Source organism: Embleya sp. NPDC001921, from assembly GCF_053594475.1.
Genome location: NZ_JBSFEO010000023.1, coordinates 89,837 through 112,237, shown reverse-complemented (window position 1 = coordinate 112,237; position 22,401 = coordinate 89,837). Strand labels below are relative to the sequence as shown.

19 protein-coding genes are annotated in these 22,401 nt (G+C 72.1%); 2 read left to right on the top strand and 17 right to left on the bottom strand.

Annotated elements, in window-relative coordinates; translation table 11 throughout:
- Positions 1-85: 85 nt before the first annotated feature.
- The 17 genes from ACWCPW_RS26090 to mraZ form a co-directional block, all read right to left on the bottom strand.
- Complete coding sequence (locus ACWCPW_RS26090) at positions 86-1,363, bottom strand: DivIVA domain-containing protein (RefSeq protein WP_449764014.1); 1,278 nt, start codon at positions 1,361-1,363, stop codon at positions 86-88.
- A gap of 45 nt (positions 1,364-1,408) precedes the next feature.
- Positions 1,409-1,693: a YggT family protein gene (locus ACWCPW_RS26085; protein WP_020552920.1), complete on the bottom strand. Its 285-nt coding sequence runs from the start codon at positions 1,691-1,693 to the stop codon at positions 1,409-1,411.
- Positions 1,694-1,758: 65 nt separating this feature from the next.
- On the bottom strand, positions 1,759-2,403 hold the full coding sequence (locus ACWCPW_RS26080; RefSeq protein ID WP_026218733.1) for a cell division protein SepF: 645 nt from the start codon (positions 2,401-2,403) through the stop codon (positions 1,759-1,761).
- Between the two features lie 73 nt (positions 2,404-2,476).
- Positions 2,477-3,202 (bottom strand): YggS family pyridoxal phosphate-dependent enzyme, encoded by a 726-nt coding sequence (locus ACWCPW_RS26075; protein ID WP_449764013.1) that lies wholly within the window; start codon positions 3,200-3,202, stop codon positions 2,477-2,479.
- A 43-nt stretch (positions 3,203-3,245) separates the two neighbouring features.
- Positions 3,246-3,977 carry a peptidoglycan editing factor PgeF gene (pgeF, locus tag ACWCPW_RS26070; protein WP_449764012.1) on the bottom strand — a complete coding sequence of 244 codons (732 nt, stop codon included), beginning with the start codon at positions 3,975-3,977 and terminating at the stop codon, positions 3,246-3,248.
- Between the two features lie 58 nt (positions 3,978-4,035).
- Positions 4,036-5,208, bottom strand: a complete 1,173-nt coding sequence (gene ftsZ / locus ACWCPW_RS26065) for a cell division protein FtsZ (RefSeq protein ID WP_449764011.1) — start codon at positions 5,206-5,208, stop codon at positions 4,036-4,038.
- A gap of 290 nt (positions 5,209-5,498) precedes the next feature.
- Positions 5,499-6,323 carry a cell division protein FtsQ/DivIB gene (locus tag ACWCPW_RS26060; protein WP_449764010.1) on the bottom strand — a complete coding sequence of 275 codons (825 nt, stop codon included), beginning with the start codon at positions 6,321-6,323 and terminating at the stop codon, positions 5,499-5,501.
- A gap of 20 nt (positions 6,324-6,343) precedes the next feature.
- On the bottom strand, positions 6,344-7,438 hold the full coding sequence (gene murG, locus ACWCPW_RS26055) for an undecaprenyldiphospho-muramoylpentapeptide beta-N-acetylglucosaminyltransferase (RefSeq protein ID WP_395862436.1): 1,095 nt from the start codon (positions 7,436-7,438) through the stop codon (positions 6,344-6,346).
- A gap of 5 nt (positions 7,439-7,443) precedes the next feature.
- The gene (gene ftsW, locus ACWCPW_RS26050) at positions 7,444-8,766 is read right to left on the bottom strand and encodes a putative lipid II flippase FtsW (protein ID WP_449764009.1); all 1,323 of its coding nucleotides are present in this window, start codon (positions 8,764-8,766) and stop codon (positions 7,444-7,446) included.
- A gap of 11 nt (positions 8,767-8,777) precedes the next feature.
- On the bottom strand, positions 8,778-10,277 hold the full coding sequence (gene murD, locus ACWCPW_RS26045) for a UDP-N-acetylmuramoyl-L-alanine--D-glutamate ligase (RefSeq protein ID WP_449764008.1): 1,500 nt from the start codon (positions 10,275-10,277) through the stop codon (positions 8,778-8,780).
- Positions 10,278-10,282: 5 nt separating this feature from the next.
- On the bottom strand, positions 10,283-11,341 hold the full coding sequence (mraY, locus tag ACWCPW_RS26040; protein ID WP_395862430.1) for a phospho-N-acetylmuramoyl-pentapeptide-transferase: 1,059 nt from the start codon (positions 11,339-11,341) through the stop codon (positions 10,283-10,285).
- Complete coding sequence (locus ACWCPW_RS26035; protein WP_449764007.1) at positions 11,338-12,759, bottom strand: UDP-N-acetylmuramoyl-tripeptide--D-alanyl-D-alanine ligase; 1,422 nt, start codon at positions 12,757-12,759, stop codon at positions 11,338-11,340. Before ACWCPW_RS26035 ends, mraY begins: the two co-directional genes overlap by 4 nt.
- Complete coding sequence (locus ACWCPW_RS26030) at positions 12,756-14,429, bottom strand: UDP-N-acetylmuramoyl-L-alanyl-D-glutamate--2,6-diaminopimelate ligase (RefSeq protein ID WP_449764006.1); 1,674 nt, start codon at positions 14,427-14,429, stop codon at positions 12,756-12,758. Before ACWCPW_RS26030 ends, ACWCPW_RS26035 begins: the two co-directional genes overlap by 4 nt.
- 96 nt (positions 14,430-14,525) lie before the next feature.
- Positions 14,526-16,289 (bottom strand): peptidoglycan D,D-transpeptidase FtsI family protein, encoded by a 1,764-nt coding sequence (locus ACWCPW_RS26025; RefSeq protein ID WP_449764005.1) that lies wholly within the window; start codon positions 16,287-16,289, stop codon positions 14,526-14,528.
- A gap of 1,482 nt (positions 16,290-17,771) precedes the next feature.
- Positions 17,772-18,413: a hypothetical protein gene (locus ACWCPW_RS26020; RefSeq protein WP_449764004.1), complete on the bottom strand. Its 642-nt coding sequence runs from the start codon at positions 18,411-18,413 to the stop codon at positions 17,772-17,774.
- Positions 18,414-18,441: 28 nt separating this feature from the next.
- Positions 18,442-19,395, bottom strand: a complete 954-nt coding sequence (gene rsmH, locus ACWCPW_RS26015) for a 16S rRNA (cytosine(1402)-N(4))-methyltransferase RsmH (RefSeq protein ID WP_449764003.1) — start codon at positions 19,393-19,395, stop codon at positions 18,442-18,444.
- Between the two features lie 256 nt (positions 19,396-19,651).
- Complete coding sequence (mraZ, locus tag ACWCPW_RS26010; protein WP_449764002.1) at positions 19,652-20,092, bottom strand: division/cell wall cluster transcriptional repressor MraZ; 441 nt, start codon at positions 20,090-20,092, stop codon at positions 19,652-19,654.
- Between the two features lie 348 nt (positions 20,093-20,440).
- Here mraZ and ACWCPW_RS26005 point away from each other — a divergent pair, with 348 nt between their 5' ends.
- Positions 20,441-20,965, top strand: a complete 525-nt coding sequence (locus tag ACWCPW_RS26005) for a beta-class carbonic anhydrase (RefSeq protein ID WP_406295765.1) — start codon at positions 20,441-20,443, stop codon at positions 20,963-20,965.
- A 259-nt stretch (positions 20,966-21,224) separates the two neighbouring features.
- Positions 21,225-22,400, top strand: coding sequence for an AAA family ATPase (locus tag ACWCPW_RS26000; RefSeq protein ID WP_449764001.1), 1,176 nt, complete (start codon positions 21,225-21,227; stop codon positions 22,398-22,400).
- Position 22,401: the final 1 nt, after the last annotated feature.

Sequence of the window (22,401 nt, the reverse complement as noted above, 5' to 3'; positions counted from 1 at the left end):
AAACGCCCCGAAAACCCGAGAAGCGCCCGTCCCCCCGAAGGGGGCGGGCGCTTCTCGGATGTGCCGACCGACGCTCAGTGGCCGGTCAGTTGTCGGGGTCCTCGTCGATCAGGAACCCGCGCATCGGCGACGGCTGCTGCATCTGCTGCGGCTGCGGGGCCTGCGGACGCACCGGCGACATCTGCTGCGTCATCGCCGGGCTCATCTGCTGCCCGATCGACGGCGTCATGGCCGGCGACATCGACGACGGCTGGGACATCGACGGCGGCATCGACTGCGACATCGGTACCGGCGCGGACGACATGGCCGGCGGCAACGAGGCCGTGGCCGGCGTACGCGGCGGCGCGAGCGAGTCGTCGGCCTGCGACTCCAGCTGGCGAAGCTGGCTCTCCAGGTACGACTTCAGGCGCGTGCGGTACTCGCGCTCGAACGCGCGCAGGTCGTCGACCTTGCGCTCGAGCGTGGCGCGGGCGCTCTCCAGCGAGCCCATCGCGACGCGGTGCTTCTCCTGCGCGTCCCGCTCGAGGGCGTCCGCCTTGGAACGCGCGTCGCGCTCCATGCCCTCGGCGCGGGTGCGCGCCTCGCCCACTATCTTGTTCGCCTCGGAGCGGGCCTCGGCGATCGCCTGGTCCGCCGTCTGCTGCGCCAGCGCGAGCACCCGGGCGGCGCTGTCGCCACCGGGGTTGCCCATCTGCTGCTGCGGTCCACCCGGACCGAGCTGCGGCGGGCCGCCCTGCAACTGGTGCTGCTGAAGCTGCTGTTGGTGCTGCGGCGGGCCCTGGAGCTGGTGTTGCCCGCTCATGCCGGAATTGCCCATCCCGGGGCCGCCCTGAAGCTGGTGCTGGCCGCCCTGGAGCTGGTGCTGCTGCTGACCGGGCAGCTGGTGCTGACCGCTCTGCATACCGGGGCCGCCCTGGAGCTGGTGCTGCGGCGGGCCCTGGAGCTGGTGCTGACCGCTCATGCCGGGACCGAGCTGCTGCGGTCCCCCCATGGGGTGCTGCTGCGGTCCACCGGGACCGAGCTGCTGCGGGCCGCCCTGCATCTGGTGCTGGCCGCCCTGCATCCCCTGCGGTCCACCCATCTGGGGCGGCGGGGGAACCGGGGTCGGCCCGGATATGGCTGCCGGGACGGGTGCGTCGGGGCGCTCGCGCTCCTTGCGCTGTTGAGCCTGCTGCTGACTCTGCGCGGCGGCACGGGTCGCCGCCGCGAGTTTCGCTCGCAGGTCCTCGTTTTCCCGGAGAAGTCGGGTCAGTTCGCCCTCGACCTCATCGAGGAACGCATCGACCTCGTCCTCGTCATAGCCCTCACGGAGACGGACGGTCGTGAACTGCTTGTTACGCACGTCTTCGGGGGTCAACGGCATCTCTTCACCTCAGCGTGATCGTCGGCATCGGACAGACGGTACCGCTTACAGCCTGCCCACGACGGAGATCAGGATGTAGACGATGATCATCAGTACGAAGAAGGACAGGTCGAGTGCTACACCCCCGAGGCGCAGCGGAGGAATGAACCTGCGCAGCAACTTCAACGGTGGATCGGTGATGGAGTACGTCGCCTCCAGCAATACCACCATGGCCCCGCGCGGCTCGTACGACCGCGCGAACTGGAACACGTAGTCCATCACCAAGCGGAAGAACAACACGATCAAAAAGCAGTAGAGCACGATGCGGATGATCTCCAGCGCGATGCTCATTTACCTGCCCCCTCGTGTGCCGTCCTTCTGGTCAGGACCGCACCTAGCCTCAGTTTTCGCACACCTCAGCTCTGATTGAAGAACCCGCCCTCGGCGATGCGGGCCTTGTCCTCGGCTGTCACATCGACGTTAGCAGGCGACAGGAGGAAGACTTTTTGGGTGACCCGCTCGATGCTGCCGTGCAGACCGAACACGAGACCGGCGGCGAAGTCCACCAGGCGCTTGGCGTCGGTGTCCTCCATTTCGGTCAGGTTCATGATCACGGGCGTGCTCTCGCGAAAGTGCTCGCCGATCGTGCGGGCTTCGTTGTAGGTACGCGGGTGCAGCGTCGTGATGCGGTAGGGCTCACGTTCGCTGACGACTTTGTGTACGGTCACCGGTGTGCTGCTCTCGGGACGGCGTTCGGGCATGGCGGACACTGTTGCGCGGTGTTCTTCAAGGCGGCCTTCGTCGCGAAGGGCCCCCGCTTCGCGAAGGGCAGTAGCTCCACGAACGAGATCCTCGCGACGTTCCCGCGATTCCCCGCGCGGTTCGCGTACTTCACGTGGCTCCTCACGACGCTCGTCCCGCCGCTCCTCGCGACGATCGGTGCGCTCGACCCGGTCGCGGCCGTCCTGGCCGATGTCGTCCTCATCGTAATCGTCATACTCGTAGACATCGTCCTCCACGAGGCCGAGGTAGACCGCCATCTTGCGCATTGCGCCGGCCATGTTCCGCTTCCTCCGGTCTCACGGTGGATCGGCTGAGGTCACCGTGGGTCGTGCGATCCACTTCACGGCGACGCTACCGGAGGGAAGGCCGGACTCCGAGCACCGCAGTACCGATGCGTACATGTGTCGCTCCGGCCTCGATGGCCGCTTCGAGGTCGTTGCTCATCCCCGCGGAAACCATGTTCGCAGTCGGATGGGCTTCGCGTAGGCGGGTTGCGATTTCTCGCAACCCGGCGAACGCGCGGGCGGGTTCGACGCCCAGCGGGGCCACCGCCATCACCCCGCCCAGGGTCAGGTTCGGCGCTTTGGCCACCACGTCCGCCAGTTCCGCCACATCGGTCGGCGACACCCCGCCGCGGGCCGGGTCTTCGTCCAGGCTGACCTGCAACAGCGCGGTGATCGTGCGGTGTTGTCGCACCGCCGCGGCGGACAGCGCGTGGGCGAGTCGGACCCGGTCCAGCGAGTGCACCACATCGGCGTAACCGGCCACCGATTTGGCCTTGTTGGTCTGGAGTTGCCCGACGTAGTGCCACGTCAGGTCGAGATCCTTGGTGGCCTCCGCCTTGGGCGCGGCCTCCTGGTCGCGGTTCTCGCCCACGTCGCGGACGCCGAGTCCGGCGAGCAGTCGCACGTCGCTCGCCGGGTGGGTCTTGGTCACCACGACGAGGGTGACGTCCTCGCGCGGGCGGCCGGCGGCCGCGCACGCGGCGGCGATGCGATCGCGGACGGCGGCCAGGTTGGCGGCGAGTTCGGCGCCCCGCCCGGCGGGGTCTGCGCTCGGATGAACGTGCGTTTCCATCCGCCCATCGTCGCCGACGGGGGCCGAACGCGCCCGGGCGGGGTCAGCCCTCGGCGAGCCACACGTAGCCGGCGATCCGACCCGTGGCCCGGTCCCGCCGGTAGGAGAAATGGTCCGCCGACTCGCGCGTGCAGATGTGCGATTTCTCACCCGACGCGACCCCCTGCGCGGCGAGTTGCGCCCACACACCGGCCGGGATATCGAGCCCCGGAGTGCCCTCACGGGTACGTGCGCGAGCCGCCGGGACAACTGCGGACACTTCCTCGCACATCGCCTCGGGAACCTCGTAGCACGCGCCACAGACGGCCGGACCGGTCTCCGCGACGATCCGGGCGGGGTCGGCGCCGAGCGCGCGCATCGCCTCGATCGCGGCGGGCACGACGCCCGCGGCCAGTCCGGGCCGCCCGGCGTGCGCGGCGGCCACGACGCCGGCGTGCGGATCGGCGAGCAGTACCGGGGTGCAGTCGGCGACCAGGACTACGAGCGCCAGGCCCGGGGTCGCGGTGACCACGGCGTCGGTGGCGGGCAGCGGCCGGGCCGAGGGACCGTCGACGACGGTGACGGTGTTGCCGTGCACCTGGTTCATCCACACCACCCGTTCGGGCGCCAGGCCCAGCGCCTCGGCGGTGCGGGCGCGGTTCGCGGCGACCACGCGCGGGTCGTCGCCCACATGGTCGCCGAGGTTGAGTTCGTCATACGGCGCGGCGCCCGTGCCGCCCCACCGGTCGGTGAAGGCGAAACGGGCGCCGCCGGAGGCGGCCCTTCGCGTGAACACGTCGGGCCCACCCCTTGTCCGAATTTTTTCGCTACTGCTGCGACCTGCCGATTGTCTTCTACTTCATGAACGGCGGGATGTCGAGATCCAGATCGTCCTTGATCGGTTCCGGTACCAGCGGCGTGCGCGGGCCCGGCGTGGTCGGCGCCGGGTAGCTCGTCGGCGCCGGGGTCGGGTCGTGCAGCACACCCGGGCCCGGGTTGGCCGCGGGCCGCCCCACCGGCTCGGGCCGCGACGCCTGGGTCGTGGTCGCCGGCTTGCCCAACTCGCTCTTGGACGGCGGCTGCCCGCCGTCGAAGCCGGCCGCGATCACGGTGACCCGCACCTCGTCGCCGAGCGCGTCGTCGATGACCGCGCCGAAGATGATGTTGGCCTCGGGGTGCGCGGCCTCGCTGACCAGTTGCGCGGCCTCGTTGATCTCGAACAGACCGAGGTCGGAGCCGCCGGAGATGGACAGCAGCACGCCCCGGGCGCCGTCGATGGACGCCTCCAGGAGCGGGCTGGAGATGGCCATCTCGGCCGCCGCCACCGCACGGTCGTCGCCGCGCGCCGAGCCGATCCCCATCAGTGCCGAACCCGCCTCGGACATCACCGACTTGACGTCGGCGAAGTCCAGGTTGATCAGGCCGGGCGTGGTGATCAGATCGGTGATGCCCTGCACACCGGACAAAAGCACCTGATCGGCCGAGCGGAACGCGTCCAGGACGCTGACCTGCCGGTCGGAGATGGAGAGCAGTCGGTCGTTGGGGATGACGATCAGGGTGTCGACCTCGTCGCGCAACTGCGCGATGCCGTCCTCGGCCTGGTTCGCGCGGCGCCGTCCCTCGAAGGTGAACGGGCGCGTGACCACGCCGATGGTGAGCGCGCCGAGCGAACGGGCGATGTTGGCCACCACGGGGGCGCCACCGGTGCCGGTGCCGCCGCCCTCGCCCGCCGTGACGAAGACCATGTCGGCCCCCTTGAGGACCTCCTCGATCTCCTCGCGGTGGTCCTCGGCGGCCTTGCGGCCGACGTCGGGGTTGGCGCCGGCCCCGAGGCCGCGGGTCAATTCCCGGCCGACGTCGAGCTTGACGTCGGCGTCGCTCATGAGGAGGGCTTGGGCGTCGGTGTTGATCGCGATGAACTCGACGCCCTTGAGACCGACCTCGATCATCCGGTTGATGGCGTTGACACCGCCACCGCCGATACCGACCACCTTGATGACTGCGAGGTAGTTCTGGGGTGCTGCCACGTCGAAGGCCTCTCGCCTCGAGTTCCGGTCGGCACGCCGTGGTTCCGGCATGCCGACATTTGCCGACTTGGGGAGGTCGGGACGCGATTTCCGCGAGCCACCAAAACCCTCACCCTCAGGTATAGAGTTACACCGATTCGCGTCGAACGCCGCCGATGCGAACGGTGCGGATTACTGCTTTGTCAACCTGGGGCTAGGCCGACACTAGGTCCCCATCGGACACGGTTCAACGAACACGCCGAACCTGTCCCTATTGTTTTATCGCAGTGACGGGGTGCTGTTGCTCCACGTCACACGGCGGCCGAGGTCGAAACCGCCGCGGCGGGTGCGACCGGGGGTAACGACTGCGCGGGCGCCGGCGGCGCGAGCGAGGGAAACGGCTGGGTTCGGGTCACCGGCGCGTCGGGCGCGCTGACGTCGTAGAACTTGGCGGGTCGCGGCAACAGCGCCGCGAGTACGAGGGCCTTGCGGTCGGACGCGTCGGCCCCGCCCCACAACACGGTCTCGCCCTTGTCGAGCACGAGCACGATGTCGTCGCGCGTTCGAGCGGTGATGTCGCGCACACGTTGGGCGACCGGCGGCGGCAAAGCCGATACCACCTGTACCACCCCCCGTAGCGTTTGCGGACTCACCGTGTTGGCGTCGGCCTTGACGACCGGCACCCCCGGCGGCGCGGCGTCCACCGTACCGAACCGTACGCCGTCCTTGTCGATCTCCGCGTAGCGGCCCGCGTCCGGCATCACCAGCGCGGTCACCCGCTCGCGCACCGAGATCCGCACCGTGTGCGGCCAGTCCCGCTCGACGCGGACCGAGGCCACTCGCGGGATCGCGGCCACCCGGGCCCGGATCGCGTCCAGGTCGAGAGAGGCCAGCGGCTCGCCGATCGGCACCGCCGCGACGTGCGCGACCTGGTCCCGGGGCAGCGCGCCCAGGCCGCCGACGGCCACCTCGCGGGTGTCCAGCAGCGGCGAGTGGTAGACGACCGCCCAGCCGGTGGCCGCGACCAGCACGAGCAGCACCAGGACCAGGAGCGGGCGCAGGTTGGTCCAGCGCCGGCGCGGCGGCCGCCCGGCCTTCGCCGGACGCCCCGGCGCGCGCTCCCTCGTCTTGGGCAAGAACGCTCCCCCGGCCCGCGCTACTGGGGCAACCGCGCGGCGGCGATCGCCTCGTGGACCATCCGGACCAACTCCTCGTCCGCGTCGCGCCGGCCGAACTCGGCCGCCGCCTTCCCCATGTCGTGCAGCCTGCGCGCGTCGGTGAGCACCGGCAGCACGGAGGAGCGGATCCAGTCCGGGGTCAGGTCCGCGTCGTCGACCAGCAGGCCGCCGCCCGCCTTGACCACGGGCTGCGCGTTCAGACGCTGCTCGCCGTTGCCGATCGGCAGCGGTACGTAGGCCGCGGGCAGGCCGACCGCGGCCAGTTCGGCGCAGGTCATCGCGCCGGCCCGGCACAGCACCATGTCGGCCGCCGCGTAGGCCAGGTCCATCCGGTCCAGGTAGGGCACCACGACATAGGCCGGTCCGCCGGGCGGCGAGGTGATCTTCAACTCGTTGTTGGGGCCGGCCGCGTGCAGCACCTGGACGCCCTCGGCGAGCAGTTGTTGCGCGGTGGCGGCGAGCGTCTCGTTCAGCCGCCGGGCGCCCTGCGAGCCGCCGAACACCAGCAGCGTGGGCCGCATCGGGTCCAGGCCGAACATCGCCCGGGCCTCGTCGCGCAGCGCGTTGCGGTCCAGCGTGGCGATCGCGCGGCGCAGCGGGATGCCGATGTAGCGGGCGCCGCGCAGCTTGCTGTCCGGCGTGCTCACCGCGACGAATCGGGTGTACCGGGCGCCGATCTTGTTGGCCAGGCCCGGCCGGGCGTTCGCCTCGTGCACCACCGTGGGCACGCCTTGGCGCTTGGCCGCGAGGTAGCCGGGCAGCGCGACGTAGCCGCCGAAGCCGACCAGGCAGGACGCGTTGGTCCGCTCCAGGACGGCCGCGGCCTCGCGGATGGTGCCGCGCAGTCGACCGGGGACGGTCATCAGCTCGGGCGTGGGCTTGCGCGGCAACGGCACGGCCGGGATCAGAGCGAGTTCGTAGCCGCGAGCGGGAACGAGCTTGGTCTCCAGGCCCTTGGCCGTGCCGAGCGCCGTGATACCCACATTGGGGTTCTGGCGGCGCAGCGCGTCCGCCAATGCCAGAGCGGGCTCGATGTGCCCGGCGGTTCCTCCGCCGGCAAGGACGACATGCACCTGATTCACCCATCCCTGCGCGGCAGGATCCGCGCGAACGCTCGACGAACCGCCCCGGGCCCGCGTGCGGCGAGCGCCGCCTCGGCCTTTGGCTCACCTCGGGCGAAGGACAACAGCATGCCCACGGCGAACATGGTCGGAAGCAGGGCGGAACCTCCGTAGGACACCAATGGCAACGGCACTCCGGCGATCGGCAGCAGGCCGAGCACCGCTCCGACGTTGATCATGACCTGGGCCATGATCCACGCGGTCGCGCCACCCGCGGCGAGCCGTACGAACTGGTCTTTCGTCCGACTCGCGACGCGGATACCTGCATAGCCTAGGGCCGCGAAGAGGGTGAGTACGGACAGCGTCCCCACGAGACCCAATTCCTCGCCGATGACGGCGAAGATGAAGTCTGTATGCGCCTCGGGCAAAGTGCCCCATTTGCCATAGCTCGTCCCGATTCCACTGCCGAACCAGCCGCCCGTGGCCAGCGAGTAGATGCCCTGCGCGGCCTGCAGCGTGCTGCCGTTGGGGTCGGAGAACGGGTCCAGGAAACCCGCGAAGCGGGCGGCCCGGTGCGGCTTGAGCACGATCAACACGGTGGCCAGCACGGCCACCACGGCGATCGCCATGGCGAACAACCGGCCCGGCGCGCCGGCGATCCACAACAGCGCCAGCACCAGCACGGTGATGATCATCGCGGTGCCCATGTCGCCGCCGAGCAGCACCAGGAACAGGATCACCAGGGCGCCGGGCAGCAGCGGGACGAACATGTGCCGCCACCGGCCGAGCAGCCGGCGCTTGCGGGTGAGCACGTCGGCCCCCCACAACACCAGGCCCAGCTTGGCGAACTCGGAGGGCTGGATCTGGAACGAGCCGAAGCCGATCCAGTTCCGGTTGCCGTTCACCTCGATGCCCAGGCCGGGCACCAGGACCAGGCACAACGCGCCGACGCAGCCGATCAGGAACGGGTACGCCAGCCGGCGATACCAGCGCAGCGGCAGACGTGACGCGATCCACATCAGCGGGAAGCCCATGGCGACCGCGATCAACTGCTTGGTGAAGATCTCGTCGAAGGAGCCGTAGAGCGTCCGGGAGGTGATCTGCGACGCGGAGAGCACCATCACCAGGCCCAGCACGGTCAGCAGCAGGCCCGAGCCGAGCAGCAGGTAGTAGGCGGTCAGCGGGCTGTCCAGGACCCGGCGCAGTTCGCGACGGGCCGAGCCGGCCGGACGCGGCGCGGGCCTCGCGCGAGGTTTGGGCAACCGGGAACCGCCCCACGGCCGCCGCTTGTCGGCGGCGGGCGTGGGGCGTGCCTCGCGCGTCTGCGGACCGGCGGCCATCGCTCGCCCGGTCAGCCGGCCGCTGTGTCGAGCCCGCGGACCGCGTCGGCGAACGCGTCGCCACGTTTGCCGTAGTTGGCGAACATGTCCATCGACGCGCACGCGGGCGCGAGCAGCACGGTGTCCCCCGGCCGCGCCAGTGCCGCCGCCTCCCCCACGACCTGTTCCATGGCCCCAGTGTCGGTCGCGGCGACCTCCACCACGGGGACATCGGGTGCGTGTCGCGCGAGCGCGTCCCTGATCACCGCGCGGTCGGCGCCCATCAGCACCACCGCGCGCAGCCGGTTCTTCGCGCCGGAGACCAGGTCGTCGAAGGAGGCGCCCTTGGCCAGGCCGCCGGCGATCCACACGATGTCCCGGTAGGCGGCCAGCGAGGCCGCCGCGGCGTGCCCGTTGGTGGCCTTGGAGTCGTCCACGTAGTCGACGCCCGCCACGGTGGCCACATGCGCGATGCGGTGCGCGTCCGGCCGGAACGCGCGCAGCCCGTCGCGCACCGCCACCGGCCGCACGCCGTAGGCGCGCGCCAGCGCGGCGGCGGCCAGCGCGTTCGCCACGTTGTGCGGCGCGGGCGGGTTCACGTCGCCCACGCCGGCCAGTTCGGCCGCGGTGCTGTGCCGGTCGGGCACGAACGCCCGGTCCACGAGCAGGTCGTCGACCACCCCGAAGTCGGACAGCCCCGGCGGGCCGAGCCCGAAGCCGACCGCGCGGCAGCCTTCCTCGACCTCGGCCTCGTGCACGAGCTGCTCGGTCTGCGGGTCGGCGAGGTTGTACACGCAGGCGATCTGGCAACCGCCGTAGATCCGGCCCTTGTCCGCCGCGTACGCCTCCGGCGAGCCGTGCCAGTCCAGGTGGTCCGGCGCGATGTTGAGCACCGCCGCGGCCAGCATCCGCGGCGCGCCGGCGTCGTCCTTGGGGCTTTCCTCCCAGGTCGGCAACCAGTGCAGTTGGAAGCTGGACAGCTCCAACGCGAGGACGTCGTAGGCCGGTTCCCCGTCACCGTCGCGGGCGAGCACCGCGTCCACCACCGGCGTGCCCACGTTGCCGGCCGCCGCGACCCGCTTGCCGGACGCCTCCAGGATCGAGGCGAGCATGCGCACGGTCGTGGTCTTGCCGTTGGTGCCGGTGATCGCCAGCCACGGCGCGGGGTTCTCCCGCGGGCGCAGCCGCCACGCCAGCTCCACATCGCCCCACACCGGCACGCCGGCCGCGCGCGCGGCGGCGAACAGCGGCTTGGTGGGCCGCAGTCCGGGCGAGGCGATCAGCACGTCCACCCGCTCCGGCAGGCTCTCGTCGTCGCCCAGGCGCACGTCGACGCCCAGCGCGCCCAACTCCTCGGCGCGCCGCCGCGCGTTGTCGTCGGCGGAGCCGTCGATCGCCACGACGCGCGCGCCGAGGCCGTGCAGCGCCCGCACCGCGGACGCGCCGGTGACCCCGGTGCCCGCGACACAGAACGACAACTCGGCCCACGGCGCACCGTGATGGGTGAAGGTGCTCAGGTCTTTCGTACTCACGTCTCTTACTGTCCCGTAACCCAGCCCGCGTAGAAGATGCCGATCCCGAGAATGGCGCACAGGCCGGCGATGATCCAGAACCGAACCACGATGAGTACTTCGGTCCACCCCTTGAGTTCGAAATGGTGCTGGAGCGGAGCCATTTTGAACACCCGTTTGCCGGTCATCTTGAAGTAGCCCACCTGGATGATCACCGACAGCGAGATGATCAGGAACAGGCCGCCGATGAGCGCGGACAGCAGCTCGGTGCGGGTCAGGATGGCCAGGCCCGCGAGCGCGCCGCCGAGCGCGAGCGATCCGGTGTCGCCCATGAAGATCTTCGCCGGTGACGTGTTCCACCACAGGAAGCCGAAACACGAGCCCATCATCGCCGCGGACACGATCGCCAGGTCCAGCGGATCGCGTACGTCGTAGCAGCCCACGCCGGGGGCGTTCAGGCAGGACTGGCCGTACTGCCAGACCCCGATGAAGGTGTAGGCACCGAAGACGATCACCGAGGCGCCGGTGGCGAGGCCGTCCAGACCGTCGGTGAGGTTGACGCCGTTGGAGTGCCCGGCGATCAGGATGTAGGCCCAGATCACGAAGAACACCGGCGTCAGGTCCAGCGCGGTGTCCTGCACGAAGGACAGGTGGGTGGACGCCGGGGTGAACCCGCGCGCGTCCTTGAACTGGATGGCCAGCAGCGCGAACGAGATGCCCACGAAGGACTGGCCGGCCAGCTTGGCCTTGGCCCGCAGACCCAGGCTGCGCTGCTTGACGATCTTGATGAAGTCGTCGACGAAGCCGACCAGGCCCAGGCCCGCCATCAGATACAGCACCAGCAGCGCGGACGCGCTCGGTGTCTCCAGCGTGATCGCCTTGGCACCGCCGTAGCCCGCGAGCGCCGCCAGGATGATCACCGCGCCGCCCATGGTGGGCGTACCGCGCTTGCTGTGGTGTCCGGCCGGACCGTCGTCCCGGATGAGCTGGCCGTAGCCACGCTTGACCAGGATTCGGATCGCGAGCGGCGTACCGATCAGCGACAGCACCAGGGCGATGCCGCCGGCGATGAGGATGGCCCTCACCCGTGCACCTCCGAGTTGCTCACGTCGTCCCCGGCCGCGTCCGCCAACAGCGCGTCCGCGAGCCGTTCCAGGGCCACCCCTCGGGAAGCCTTCACCAGTACGACGTCGCCCGGGGCCAGTTCGCCCCGGAGTAGTTCGACGGCCGCCTCTACGTCGGGCACCAGCACCGACTCCTCACCCCACGAACCCTCGTTCTTCGCGCCCATGTCGATCCAGGCGGCCTCCCTGCCGCCCACGGCCACCAGCCGGTGGATGTTCAGGCGTACCGCGAGCCGCCCGATCGCGTCGTGCTCGGTCAGCGACTCCTCGCCCAACTCCCGCATGGCACCCAGCACGGCGAACGTACGATTGCCGCCCGCCATCGCGGCGAGCGCCTTGAGCGCGGCTCGCATCGACTCCGGGTTGGCGTTGTACGCGTCGTTCACGACGGTCACCCCGTCGCCCCTGCGGGTCACTTCCATCCGCCAGCGGGAGATCGTACCGGCCGCGCCGAGGGCCGCCGCGATGTCCTCGACGGTCATGCCCACTTCGCGTGCCACCGCGGCGCACGCGAGTGCGTTGGCCACGTGGTGCTCACCGTACAGGCGCAAGATCACCGGCGCACTGCCCTCGGGCACGCACAGCGTGAAGGAGGCCCGGCCCTGCTCGTCGAGTGTCACGTTCTCGGCCCGTACGTCGGCCTTCGCGCTCTCGCCGAAGGTCACCACGCGGGCCTTGGTGCGCTCGGCCATCGCCCGCACCAACGGGTCGTCCTGGTTGAGCACGGCCACGCCGTCGGCGGGCAGCGCCTCGACGAGTTCGCCCTTGGCCCGGGCGATGCCCTCGCGTCCGCCGAACTCGCCCATGTGCGCGGAGCCGACGTTGAGCACCAGGCCGATCCGGGGCGGGGTGATCTCGCACAGGTAGGCGATGTCGCCGACGTGGCGCGCGCCCATCTCGGCGACCAGGTACCGGGTTTCCTCGGTCACGCCCAGGACGGTCAGCGGCAGGCCGATCTCGGTGTTGAAGTTGCCGCTCGGGGCGATCGTGGGGCCGGCGGTGGCGAGCACCTGGCCGATCAGGTCCTTGGTGCTCGTCTTGCCGGAGGACCCGGTCAGCGCGATCACCGTCGTGTCGGGATGCCGCTCGGTGATCGACCGGGCGAGTCGGCCGAGCGCCGCGACCACGTCCTCGACGAGGATCGCCGGGGTGTCGGTGTCGCGCTCCGCGAGGACCGCGACGGCGCCCGCCTCGATCGCGGCGCGCGCGTAGTCGTGCCCGTCGACGCGCTCGCCGCGCACGGCCACGAACAGCGTGCCGGGGCCGACCTTGCGGGAGTCCACGACCACCTCGGCGGTGATGCGCGCGTGCGGATCCGCGCCGCCCGAAAGCCGCCCTCCGAGAGCGGTGGCGATCTCGGCAAGAGTGGTGGAAATCACTGGTTCGTCTCCTCGGCACGCGAGGTGCCGGTCGCCGGGACGCCTGGGGTCGGGGTCTCGGACGTCGGGGTGTGCGTTGATGGTGCGGGAGTCACGATCCTCGCATCGTCGGACTGCTCCGGGGACGCGGGGCCGCCTCGCATGGTTCTGGTCAGCGCGCGACGCAGCTCGACACGGTCGTCGAAGGGGTGTTTGACCTCGTTCGCGAACTCCTGGCCCTGTTCGTGCCCTTTGCCGGCGATCACGACCGTGTCGCCCGCGCGGGCCCGCTCGACCGCGAGCGCGATGGCCGCGGCCCGGTCCGGCTCGACCAGCACGGTGCCGTGCGGTTCGGCCGGGCCCCGGGTGCCCGCGAGCATGTCGTCCAGGATCGCGAGCGGGTCCTCCGAACGCGGGTTGTCGCTGGTGAGCACGACCCGGTCGGCGAGTCGGGCGGCGGCACCGGCCATCAGCGGGCGCTTGGCCCGGTCCCGGTCGCCGCCCGCGCCCAGCACGATGGTCAGCGTGCCGGTGGTCACCGGACGCAGTGCCTCGAGCAGCGTCTGGACCGCGTCCGGGGTGTGCGCGAAGTCGACCAGGGCCAGGAACGGCTGGCCCGCGTCCACCCGCTCCATCCGCCCGGGCACGCCCGGGGTCCGGCCCACACCCTCGACCGCGTCCGCGAGCGAGACGCCGCCCGCGGTCAGCGCGACGATCGCCAACAGCGCGTTGCACACGTTGAACGGACCGGCCAGCCGCACGCTCGCGTCCGCCTTGTGCCCGTCCGGGCCCACCACGGTGAAGCGGCTGCCGTCCGGGCCGAACTCGACGTTCTCGGCCCGCCAGTCGGCGTCCGGAGCCCCCGTCGCCGACACGGTCAGCACCGGCACGCTCGCCAGCGCCGCCAGCCGGCGACCGTAGGCGTCGTCCACGTCGATCACGCCGATCCGCGAGCGCCGCGGGGTGAACAGGTCCGCCTTGGTGGCGAAGTACTCCTCCATGGACCCGTGGAAGTCCAGGTGGTCCTGCGACAGGTTGGTGAACAACGCGACGTCGTACACGGTGCCGTCGACCCGGCCCAGCGCGAGCGCGTGGCTGGAGACCTCCATCACCGCGGCGGTGACGCCGTTCTCCAGCATCGAGGCGAGCAGCGCCTGGACGTCGGTGGCCTCGGGCGTGGTGCGCACGCTGGGCACCACCTCCTCGCCGATCCGGGTCTCGACGGTGCCGATCACCCCGGTCGTGCCGCCGCCGGCGCGCAGCCCGCCGTCGAGCAGGTAGGCGGTGGTGGTCTTGCCGTTGGTGCCGGTGATGCCGAACATCACCAGGTCCTGCGCGGGCAGCCCGTAGACCCAGGCCGCGATCTCACCCAGTCGGCCGCGCGGATCCTCGACCACCAGGGTCGGCAGGCCGCTGTCGGCGGCGAGTTCGGCGCCCGCCGAGTCGGTGAGCAGGGCCACCGCGCCGGCCGCGGCGGCCTGCCCGGCGAACGCGGCACCGTGGAAGTTCTCACCGGGCAGCCCGGCGTACAGATCCCCCGGGCGCACGGCCCGCGAGTCGTGGGTGACGCCCGTCAGCGTCGCCTCCGGGTCGCTCGGGGCCCCGGTCAGCGGAACACGGACGAACCCGGCCAGGCCGGTCAGCGGTTGGGGGCGCACCTCGGCTGGGCGGCGCAGATCACGGTTGGGCACGGCGGGCAGGCTACCGCGCTTTGGGCCGTCGGCTCGTCCTCGCCCCGGTGCCGCGACCGGCCGCGAAGCAGCGGACGCGGCCGGTCACCGCGCCGGTCACCACTCGATCGGCAGGTCCAGCGGGGCGGTGCCGCTCGGGGCGATCCGGCGGCTCTGCAACGCGAATGTCATCACCTGCTGGAACACCGGCGCGCACAGGCTGCCGCCGCCGCCGTCGATGCCCGGGGCCTGGAGCGTGACCGACACCACGACCTGCGGGTTGTCCGCCGGGGCGAAGCCGATGAACGAGGTCGTGTAGCCGTTGTAGCGGCCGGTCTTGGGGTCGACCCGGTTGGCGGTGCCGGTCTTGCCCGCGACCCGGTAGCCGGGGATCCGGCCGTTCTTGCCGGTGCCGCCGTCGTCGGCGACGACCGTCTCCAGCATGTCGGCCACCTGGCGGGCGGTCTCCGGGCTGACCACGACGTTCGACTTGGGCGCCGCGGCGGGCTTGAACTTCCCGTCCGGGCCGGTGCTGCCCTTGACCAGGCTCGGCTCGATCCGCACGCCGCCGTTGGCGATGGTCTGGAACACCGAGGTGGCCTGCACCGAGTTGACCGACAGGCCCTGACCGAAGGGGATCGTGTACTGCTGGGAGCCGTTCCACTTCGGCGCCGGGGCCAGGATGCCGGGCGTCTCGCCCGGGAACTTCAGCCCGGTGGGTTGTCCGACGCCGAACCGGGTCAGGTAGTCGTGCAGCTTGGCGTTGGCCTCGGCGCGGTTGGGCGAGAGTTGTTCCGAGGCCAGGATCGTGCCGATGTTGCTGGACTTGGCCAGTACGCCGGCCAGGGTGAGCTGCTGGGTGGCGTGGTCGTGCTCGTCCTTGAACATCTGGTCGGCGCGGGCGAGCCGGTTCGGCACCGTCACGTGCGTGCCCGGGGCGGCCTTGCCCTCCTGGATGACCGCGGCCATGGTCATCACCTTGCCGGTGCTGCCCGGCTCGTAGGCCTCCTCGACGGCCCGGTTGCCCAGGTTGTGCACGTCGCCGGGACCGATCCGGTTGGGGTCGTAGCCGGGCGCGGTGGCCATCGCCAGTATCTGTCCGCTGCGCACGTCCTGGACCACCACGGTGCCCGACTCGGACTTGGTCTCGGCGACCTTGGCGCCGATCAACTGCTCGGCGTACCACTGGAGGTCGCGCGAGACGGTCAGTTGCACGTCGGCACCGGGCACCGCCTCCCTGCCGGTGAGGTCGGAGGTGGGCACCCGACGGCCGTAGACCATCTCCTGGGTGGTCCGGCCGTCCTTGCCCGCCAGTTGGCCGTCCAGGGTCATCTCCAGGCCGCCGCCGCCGTGTCCGGTGGCGTTGACGAAGCCGACCAGGTTCGCGCCGACCGGCCCGGCCGGGTAGACCCGCTTGCTGTGCTTGGTCGAGTAGATGCCGACCAGGTCGTCGCGGCGCACCTTGCCCAGATCCTTCTGCACCTGGCGGATGTTGTTCCACACCGCGGGCTCGACCTGCTGGGCGAGCACCACGTAGCGGGACTTGGGGGTGCGCAGCTTCGCCTCGATGGCGACCGGGTCGCCGTTCACCAGCGGGGCCAGCACCAGCGCGGTGGCGCGCGGATCGTACTTCTGCACCTGGGTCGGGTCGGCGGTGACGTCGTACGCGTCCACCGACTTGGCCAGGCTCACCCCGAACGCGTCGGTGAGCGCGCCGCGCTCGGCCGGCACGTTGACGGTCTGGGTGCGCTTGGCGGCGGCCTGCGCGGCGTACGCGGGGGCGTCCAGCGCCTGCAACTGGAGCAGTCGGCCGGCGAACAGGGTCAGCACCACGCCGAGCGCGATCAGCCCGATCCGCAGCCGCCTGCGCGGGTCGCCCATCCGGGGGGCGCTCCGGGGCCGCCGGACGGGCCGGGGACGCCCGGCCGCGTGCGCGTCGCGGGTACGCCCGGGCCGGGCCGCACCCGGACGCGGTCGGGCCGGGCGCGCCGGGCGTGCGCCGGCATGGTCGGCCCGCGCGGCGTCCCGGGCGCCGCGCGCGAAACCGTCACCGGTGCCCGGGCGCGGACGCCGGGTCCGCTCCGGACGGCCGGGCACATCGACGCCCCGCGCGTCCGGCCGCGGACGCGGGCGTACACCGGGGCGCGCACTCGCGGCGCCCTCGACCGATGCCTCCGCCGACCTCGGCCGCGGCCGACGCGCGCCCGAACGCTCCTCGCGGGACCGCGTGCCCTCACCCGAGCGCCGCCCGGACCCGGCCGAACCCGCACCGGACCCGCCGCCCCCGCCGGCCGGCCGACCCGGCCGGCCGGCGGACGACGCGGCGTCGCCACGTGGGCGCGCCGGGCGCCCGTCGGGGCCCGCGTCACCGGCGCGGGCCGAACGCTCACCCGAGCCGGCGTCCCCCGCCCGCAACCGGGACCAGAGCCCACCCGAGGTGCCGCCGTCGGGACGCGGCCGGCTCGGCCGCTCACCGGACGGCGCGGCACCGCCACGCGAGCGGCCCCACCGCCCGTCGGAGGCACCCGACCGGGCCGAGCCCTCGCCGCCCGACGCGGCGTCACCGGACCGGGGCCGAGCCGGGCGCCCGCCGGCCGCCGCGTCGCCGCGGGGCCGGGCCGGGCGCTCACCGGACGGGCCGCCGGCCGTGCCCTGGCGAGCCGACCGGGGCGCGTCGGGATCCGCGGGTCGGGCACTCCGGCGTGCCGGGGGCTCCTCCCCACCGCTCGACCGACGCGGACGACCCGGACGCGGGGTCCGCGCACCGGGCTCGTCCCGCTGCCCGGCACCCGCCCGGGGGCGACCCGCACCGGGCTCGGCCCGCTCCTCGTCGCCCGCACGCGGGCGGCGCGGGCCGCGCGGCGCGGCCGGTTCCTCGCCCGCTCCCGGGCGCGGGCGTCGACCCTCCGCCGCCCCGGAGCCGTCGGCCGCCCGGGGGCGGGCCGTCGGGCGGGGTCGGCGCTCCGAGGACGCGGCCGGGTCGGCGCCGCGCTCTTGGCGGGCCCGCCCGGCCGAACGCGGCTCGTCGGGATCACGCGGATCACGGGGGTCACGGCGTCCGTCGGTCAACGCGAGGTCCCTTCACCTGGATTCGGCGGCGCGCCGCGCGCGGCGACGTGTACGTACAACGACCGGAGCGGCGTTCGGGGCCGACCCGAGCGCCCTCGGCGGACCGCTCGGCGTCCACCCGCCCGACGGTCGACATCCCCCGGGCGGTCCCGCCGCGGGCCGCCCCGCGACGCCGGATCGGCCGCCGGCGGCCCGGCGCGTCGGGATCGACCGAACGGTCCCGGGCGCGGGCCGACCCGCCGAGCCGAGTGGACCGGTCGCCGGGGTGGGCGAACCGGTCGGCGAAGACCTGCGTCAAGGGGTCGCTTCCGGCGACGCGGGGCCGGCCGAGGCGGCCGGCGCGTCGGAGGCCGGCGGCACCGCCGCCGGGACGGGGACGGCCGAGGCGGCGCCGTCGGGCGCGGCGGGGGCACCGGGCGCGGCGGGGTCGCCGGGCGGGGCGGCCACGGCAGGCGTCCCGGTGCCGGCCGCCGCTCCCGCCGGGTCCGACCCGGCGGCGACCGGTGCGCCCGGGCCTCCGCCGCCCGCCGGCGGGAGTGGTGCGGCGGTCGCCGGGGCCTCGGGGACCAGCGGCGGCTTGGACGTGGCCGGCTTCGGCACGCCGAGCACCTGCCCGGTCGCCGGGTCGATGAACACCGGGCTGCCACCCGGGACCAGGCCCAACTCCTGAGCACGTCGCGCGAGTTCGCCCGGCGCGGCCTTGGCGTCCAGTTCGCGCTGGAGCGCCTCGCGGTCGTCGGTGAGCTGCTCCTGGCGCTTTTGCAGCCGGCTCAGTTCGAACGAGCCCTGGTTGAGCGCGGTGTTGAGCAGGAGCAGCGACAGCAGGCCGCCGCCGAGCAGGCCGACCACGAGCACCACGAACGGCGTCCGGGTCGAGCCCTTCGCCTGGTGCGCGGCCAGCCGGATGCGGGTCATCGTCCTCGCCGCGCCGCTCATCCCCGGCTCCCCCGTCCGCCGCGTCGATTCACAGGTCTTCCCGCACCCGCTCCGCCGCTCGCAGCCGTACCGAGGCCGCGCGCGGGTTCTGCGCGTTCTCCTGCTCGCTCGCCTTCTCCGAGCCGCGCGTGAGCAGCCTGAACCTGGGCTGGAGGTCCTCCGGGACCACCGGCAGGTCCGGCGGCGCCTTGCTCTCGGCGCCGGCCGCGAGCACGCGCTTGGTCATCCGGTCCTCCAGCGAGTGGTAGGACATCACCACGATCCGGCCGTGCAGCGCCAGCGCCCGCACCGCCGCGGGCAACGCGCGCTCCAAGACCGCGAGTTCGCCGTTGACCTCGATCCGCAGCGCCTGGAACGTGCGCTTGGACGGGTTGCCGCCGGTGCGCCGGGTGGCGGCCGGGATCGCGGTGCGCACGATGTCGACCAGGCGCGCGCTGTTGGTGAAGGGTTCCTTCTCCCGCTCGCGCACGATCGCGTCGGCGACCCGGCGGGCGAACCGCTCCTCGCCGAAGTCGCGCAGGATCCGGGCCAGATCGCCCGCGGTGTAGCTGTTCAGGATGTCGGCCGCGGTGATGCCCACGGTCGGGTCCATCCGCATGTCCAGCGGCGCGTCCTGCGCGTAGGCGAAGCCGCGGTCGGCCCGGTCCAGTTGCAGCGAGGAGACCCCGAGGTCGAACAGGATGCCGTCGATCCGGTCGATGCCGAGCCGGTCCAGCACCTGCGGCAGTTCGTCGTAGACCGCGTGCACGAGCGTGGCCCGCTCGCCGAAGCCCGCCAACCGGGCCCCGGAGCGCTCCAGCGCCTCGGGATCGCGGTCCAGGCCGATCAGCCGCGCCTGGGGGAAGGCCGTCAACAGGGCTTCGCTGTGCCCGCCCATCCCGAGCGTCGCGTCCACCACGATCGCCCCGGGCGCCCGCAGCGCGGGAGCGAGCAATTCGACGCACCGTTCCAGCAGGACCGGAATGTGGGCGGGCGCCGTCACGGCCCCTCCACCATCGTCGCGTTCACTCCGGGCCCTTCGTCGTGCGGAAACCCGCAGTCTAGAGGCTGAGTCGCGACCGGCCGGGAGAACATGCCGCCAGGTCCCCGCCCGCTCGTCTGGGGAAGTGACCTCTGGCACCGGGGAAGGAGTGCCAGAAAGCTCGGAGCGGGTGGAGACCTCGCCGCAGGTGCGTCACGGGCGAGATCGCGTTCGGGAGAGTCGGGAGAGGATGAGGCACGGGGTGTCGCCGCCCCGGTCACAGCAGGCCGGGCAGCACCTCCTCGGACAACTCCGCGAAGGACTGCTCCTGCTCCGCGAGGTAGTCGTGCCAGGTCTCGGTCGCCCACAGCTCGACCCGGGTGTTCGTGCCGATGACGACACAGTCGCGACTGTCCCGGTCGAGCCCGGCGTAGTCGCGCAGCGGTTGCGGCACCAGCACCCGCCCCTGCTTGTCCGGCACCGCGTCGGAGGCACCCGCGTAGAACACGCGCATGTAGTCCCGGGCGGCTTTCGAGGTCACCGGCGCCTTGCCCAGTTGTTCGGCGATCCGGGTGAACTCCGCGATGGGCCACACATAGAGGCAGCGTTCCTGCCCCTTTGTGATCACAAGGCCCTCCGCCAGCTCGTCCCGGAACCGGGCCGGCAGGATCAGCCGACCTTTTTCGTCCAACCGGGGCTCGTATGTGCCCAGAAACACCGAGCACCTCCGGCCGCCGCGTGGAGCTTCTCAGCTCCATTTCCCGCCACTCTACTCCACCAAACCCCACGGTCAACCCTTTTCGGGCGCGTCACTCTGTTCCCACTCTTGACAAAAGCCCAGGTCAGAAGGGGTGCCTCGGAAGAACCACCCGATTGCGCGCCCCCCGCACGCCACTCCCCCACGTCGGGCGCGGGTTTCCACCTCCGCACCATTGGGCTCCCGGTACGAATCTCTCATTCAGGGATTAGCACCCATAGAACGGAAATGGTGACGAGTCATCCGTACTTCACCGGTGTGACTCCCCCCACGAGGCGAAACGCGGCCGAGGTCGCTAACGTCCTGACCATGGTCGATCGTCTTGTCGCAGCGAACCGGCACTACGCGGAGGGGTACCGCAACCCCGGCATGTCGGCAATGCCGGTACGCCACACCGCGATCGTCACCTGCATGGACGCACGTCTGGACGTGCACGCCATGCTCGGATTGGAGCTCGGAGACACGCACGTGATCCGCAACGCGGGCGGCGTGGTCACCGACGACGTGGTGCGTTCGCTGACGATCAGTCAGCGGCACCTGGGCACCACGCAGGTCGTACTGATCCATCACACCCAGTGCGGCATGCTCACCGTCACCGAGGACTTCCGCCGCGAGTTGGAGGCGGACACCGGCCTGCGCCCGCAATGGGCGGTGGAGGCTTTCGTCGATCTCGACGGTGACGTCCGCCAGTCGATGAACCGGGTCCGCAGGTCACCGTTCCTGTTGCACAACGACACCGTGCGCGGATTCGTATACGACGTCACCACCGGCCTGTTGCGCGAGGTTTTCCCCCTCCCCGACGTGCAACCGGAAGGCGGCCCGGCGCAGTCCTAGGGTCCGTCGCCCCGATCTTGCCGAGCCGGATTCCGACCCGGATTCCGGCTCGGCACGGCACCATCGAGGAGACGGACCCGTCTCGGCCGAGCCTTTTCTGCCGACCGGATCGCCCCCACGCCGCGTCGACTACCCTCCGGAGTCGCACGACGCGTCGTCCGGGCCGTCCAACGGGGTGACGGCAGCGCACGCGACCGGGAGAATCGGCCTGTGGCCCTGACCCAGGGCGTGCACAACGCGGTTCCAGGGAGGGGCACGGGTGTCGACGTTCAACGATCAGGCCGGTCTGGGGGATCTGACGGTCACCGCCGATCGGATCCGCGGGGCCATGGAGACCGTGATCGAGGGCAAGCCCGAGGTCGTCCGCCTCGCCTTGACCGTGCTGCTGGCCGAGGGCCACCTGCTCGTCGAGGACGTTCCGGGAGTCGGCAAGACGATGCTCGCGAAGGCCCTCGCGCGTTCGGTCGATTGCGAGATGCGCCGGGTGCAGTTCACCCCGGACCTGCTGCCGTCGGACATCACCGGCGTGAGCGTGTTCGACCAGGAGAAGCGCGAGTTCGAGTTCAAGCCGGGCGCGATCTTCGCCAACATCGTGGTCGGCGACGAGATCAACCGGGCCTCGCCCAAGACCCAGTCCGCGCTCCTGGAGTGCATGGCCGAGCGTCAGGTCACCGTCGACGGCACCACCTACGAACTCCAGGCGCCGTTCATGGTGATCGCGACGCAGAACCCGGTGGAGATGGAGGGAACGTATCCTCTCCCCGAGGCGCAGCGGGACCGGTTCATGGCCCGGGTCTCGATGGGCTACCCGGCCGCGGACGCCGAGTTGCGGATGATCGGCGGCCACAGCGCGGGCTCGCCGCTGAGCGACCTGACCCCGGTCGCGCGCGCCGAGGACCTGGTCCGGCTCGCCGACGCGGTGCGCCGGGTGCACGTGTCCCCGGCCGTCGCGCGCTACGCGGTCGACCTGGTCAACGCCACCCGCCGCTCGCCCGAACTGCGCCTGGGCGCCTCGCCGCGCGCCACGCTGCACCTGGTCCGCGCGTCCCGCGCGGCCGCCGCGCTGGACAACCGCGACTACGTCCTCCCGGACGACCTGCAGACACTGGCCGTCGCGGTGCTCGCCCACCGGCTGCTGCCCACCGCCGACGCCCAGATGGCCCGACGCACCCCCGAGCAGATCGTCGTCGACATCGTGCGCCAGGTCCCGGTCCCCGGGTCTCCCGGCCAGGCCCCGGTACAGGGGCGGACCGGCGCGCCGCAGATCGTCCCGGCGCCGCCCGCGCCGCCCGCCCACATGCCCTATCCGGGCGCGGTCCCGCAGCACAACGGCGGTCGCCCCTACCCGAACCAGGCACCCACCGCGCACCAGGGCTACGCCCCGGTGACCTCCGACGGCCGCCTCGGCGGCACGGGCTCCGGGGCGGCGCGCTGAC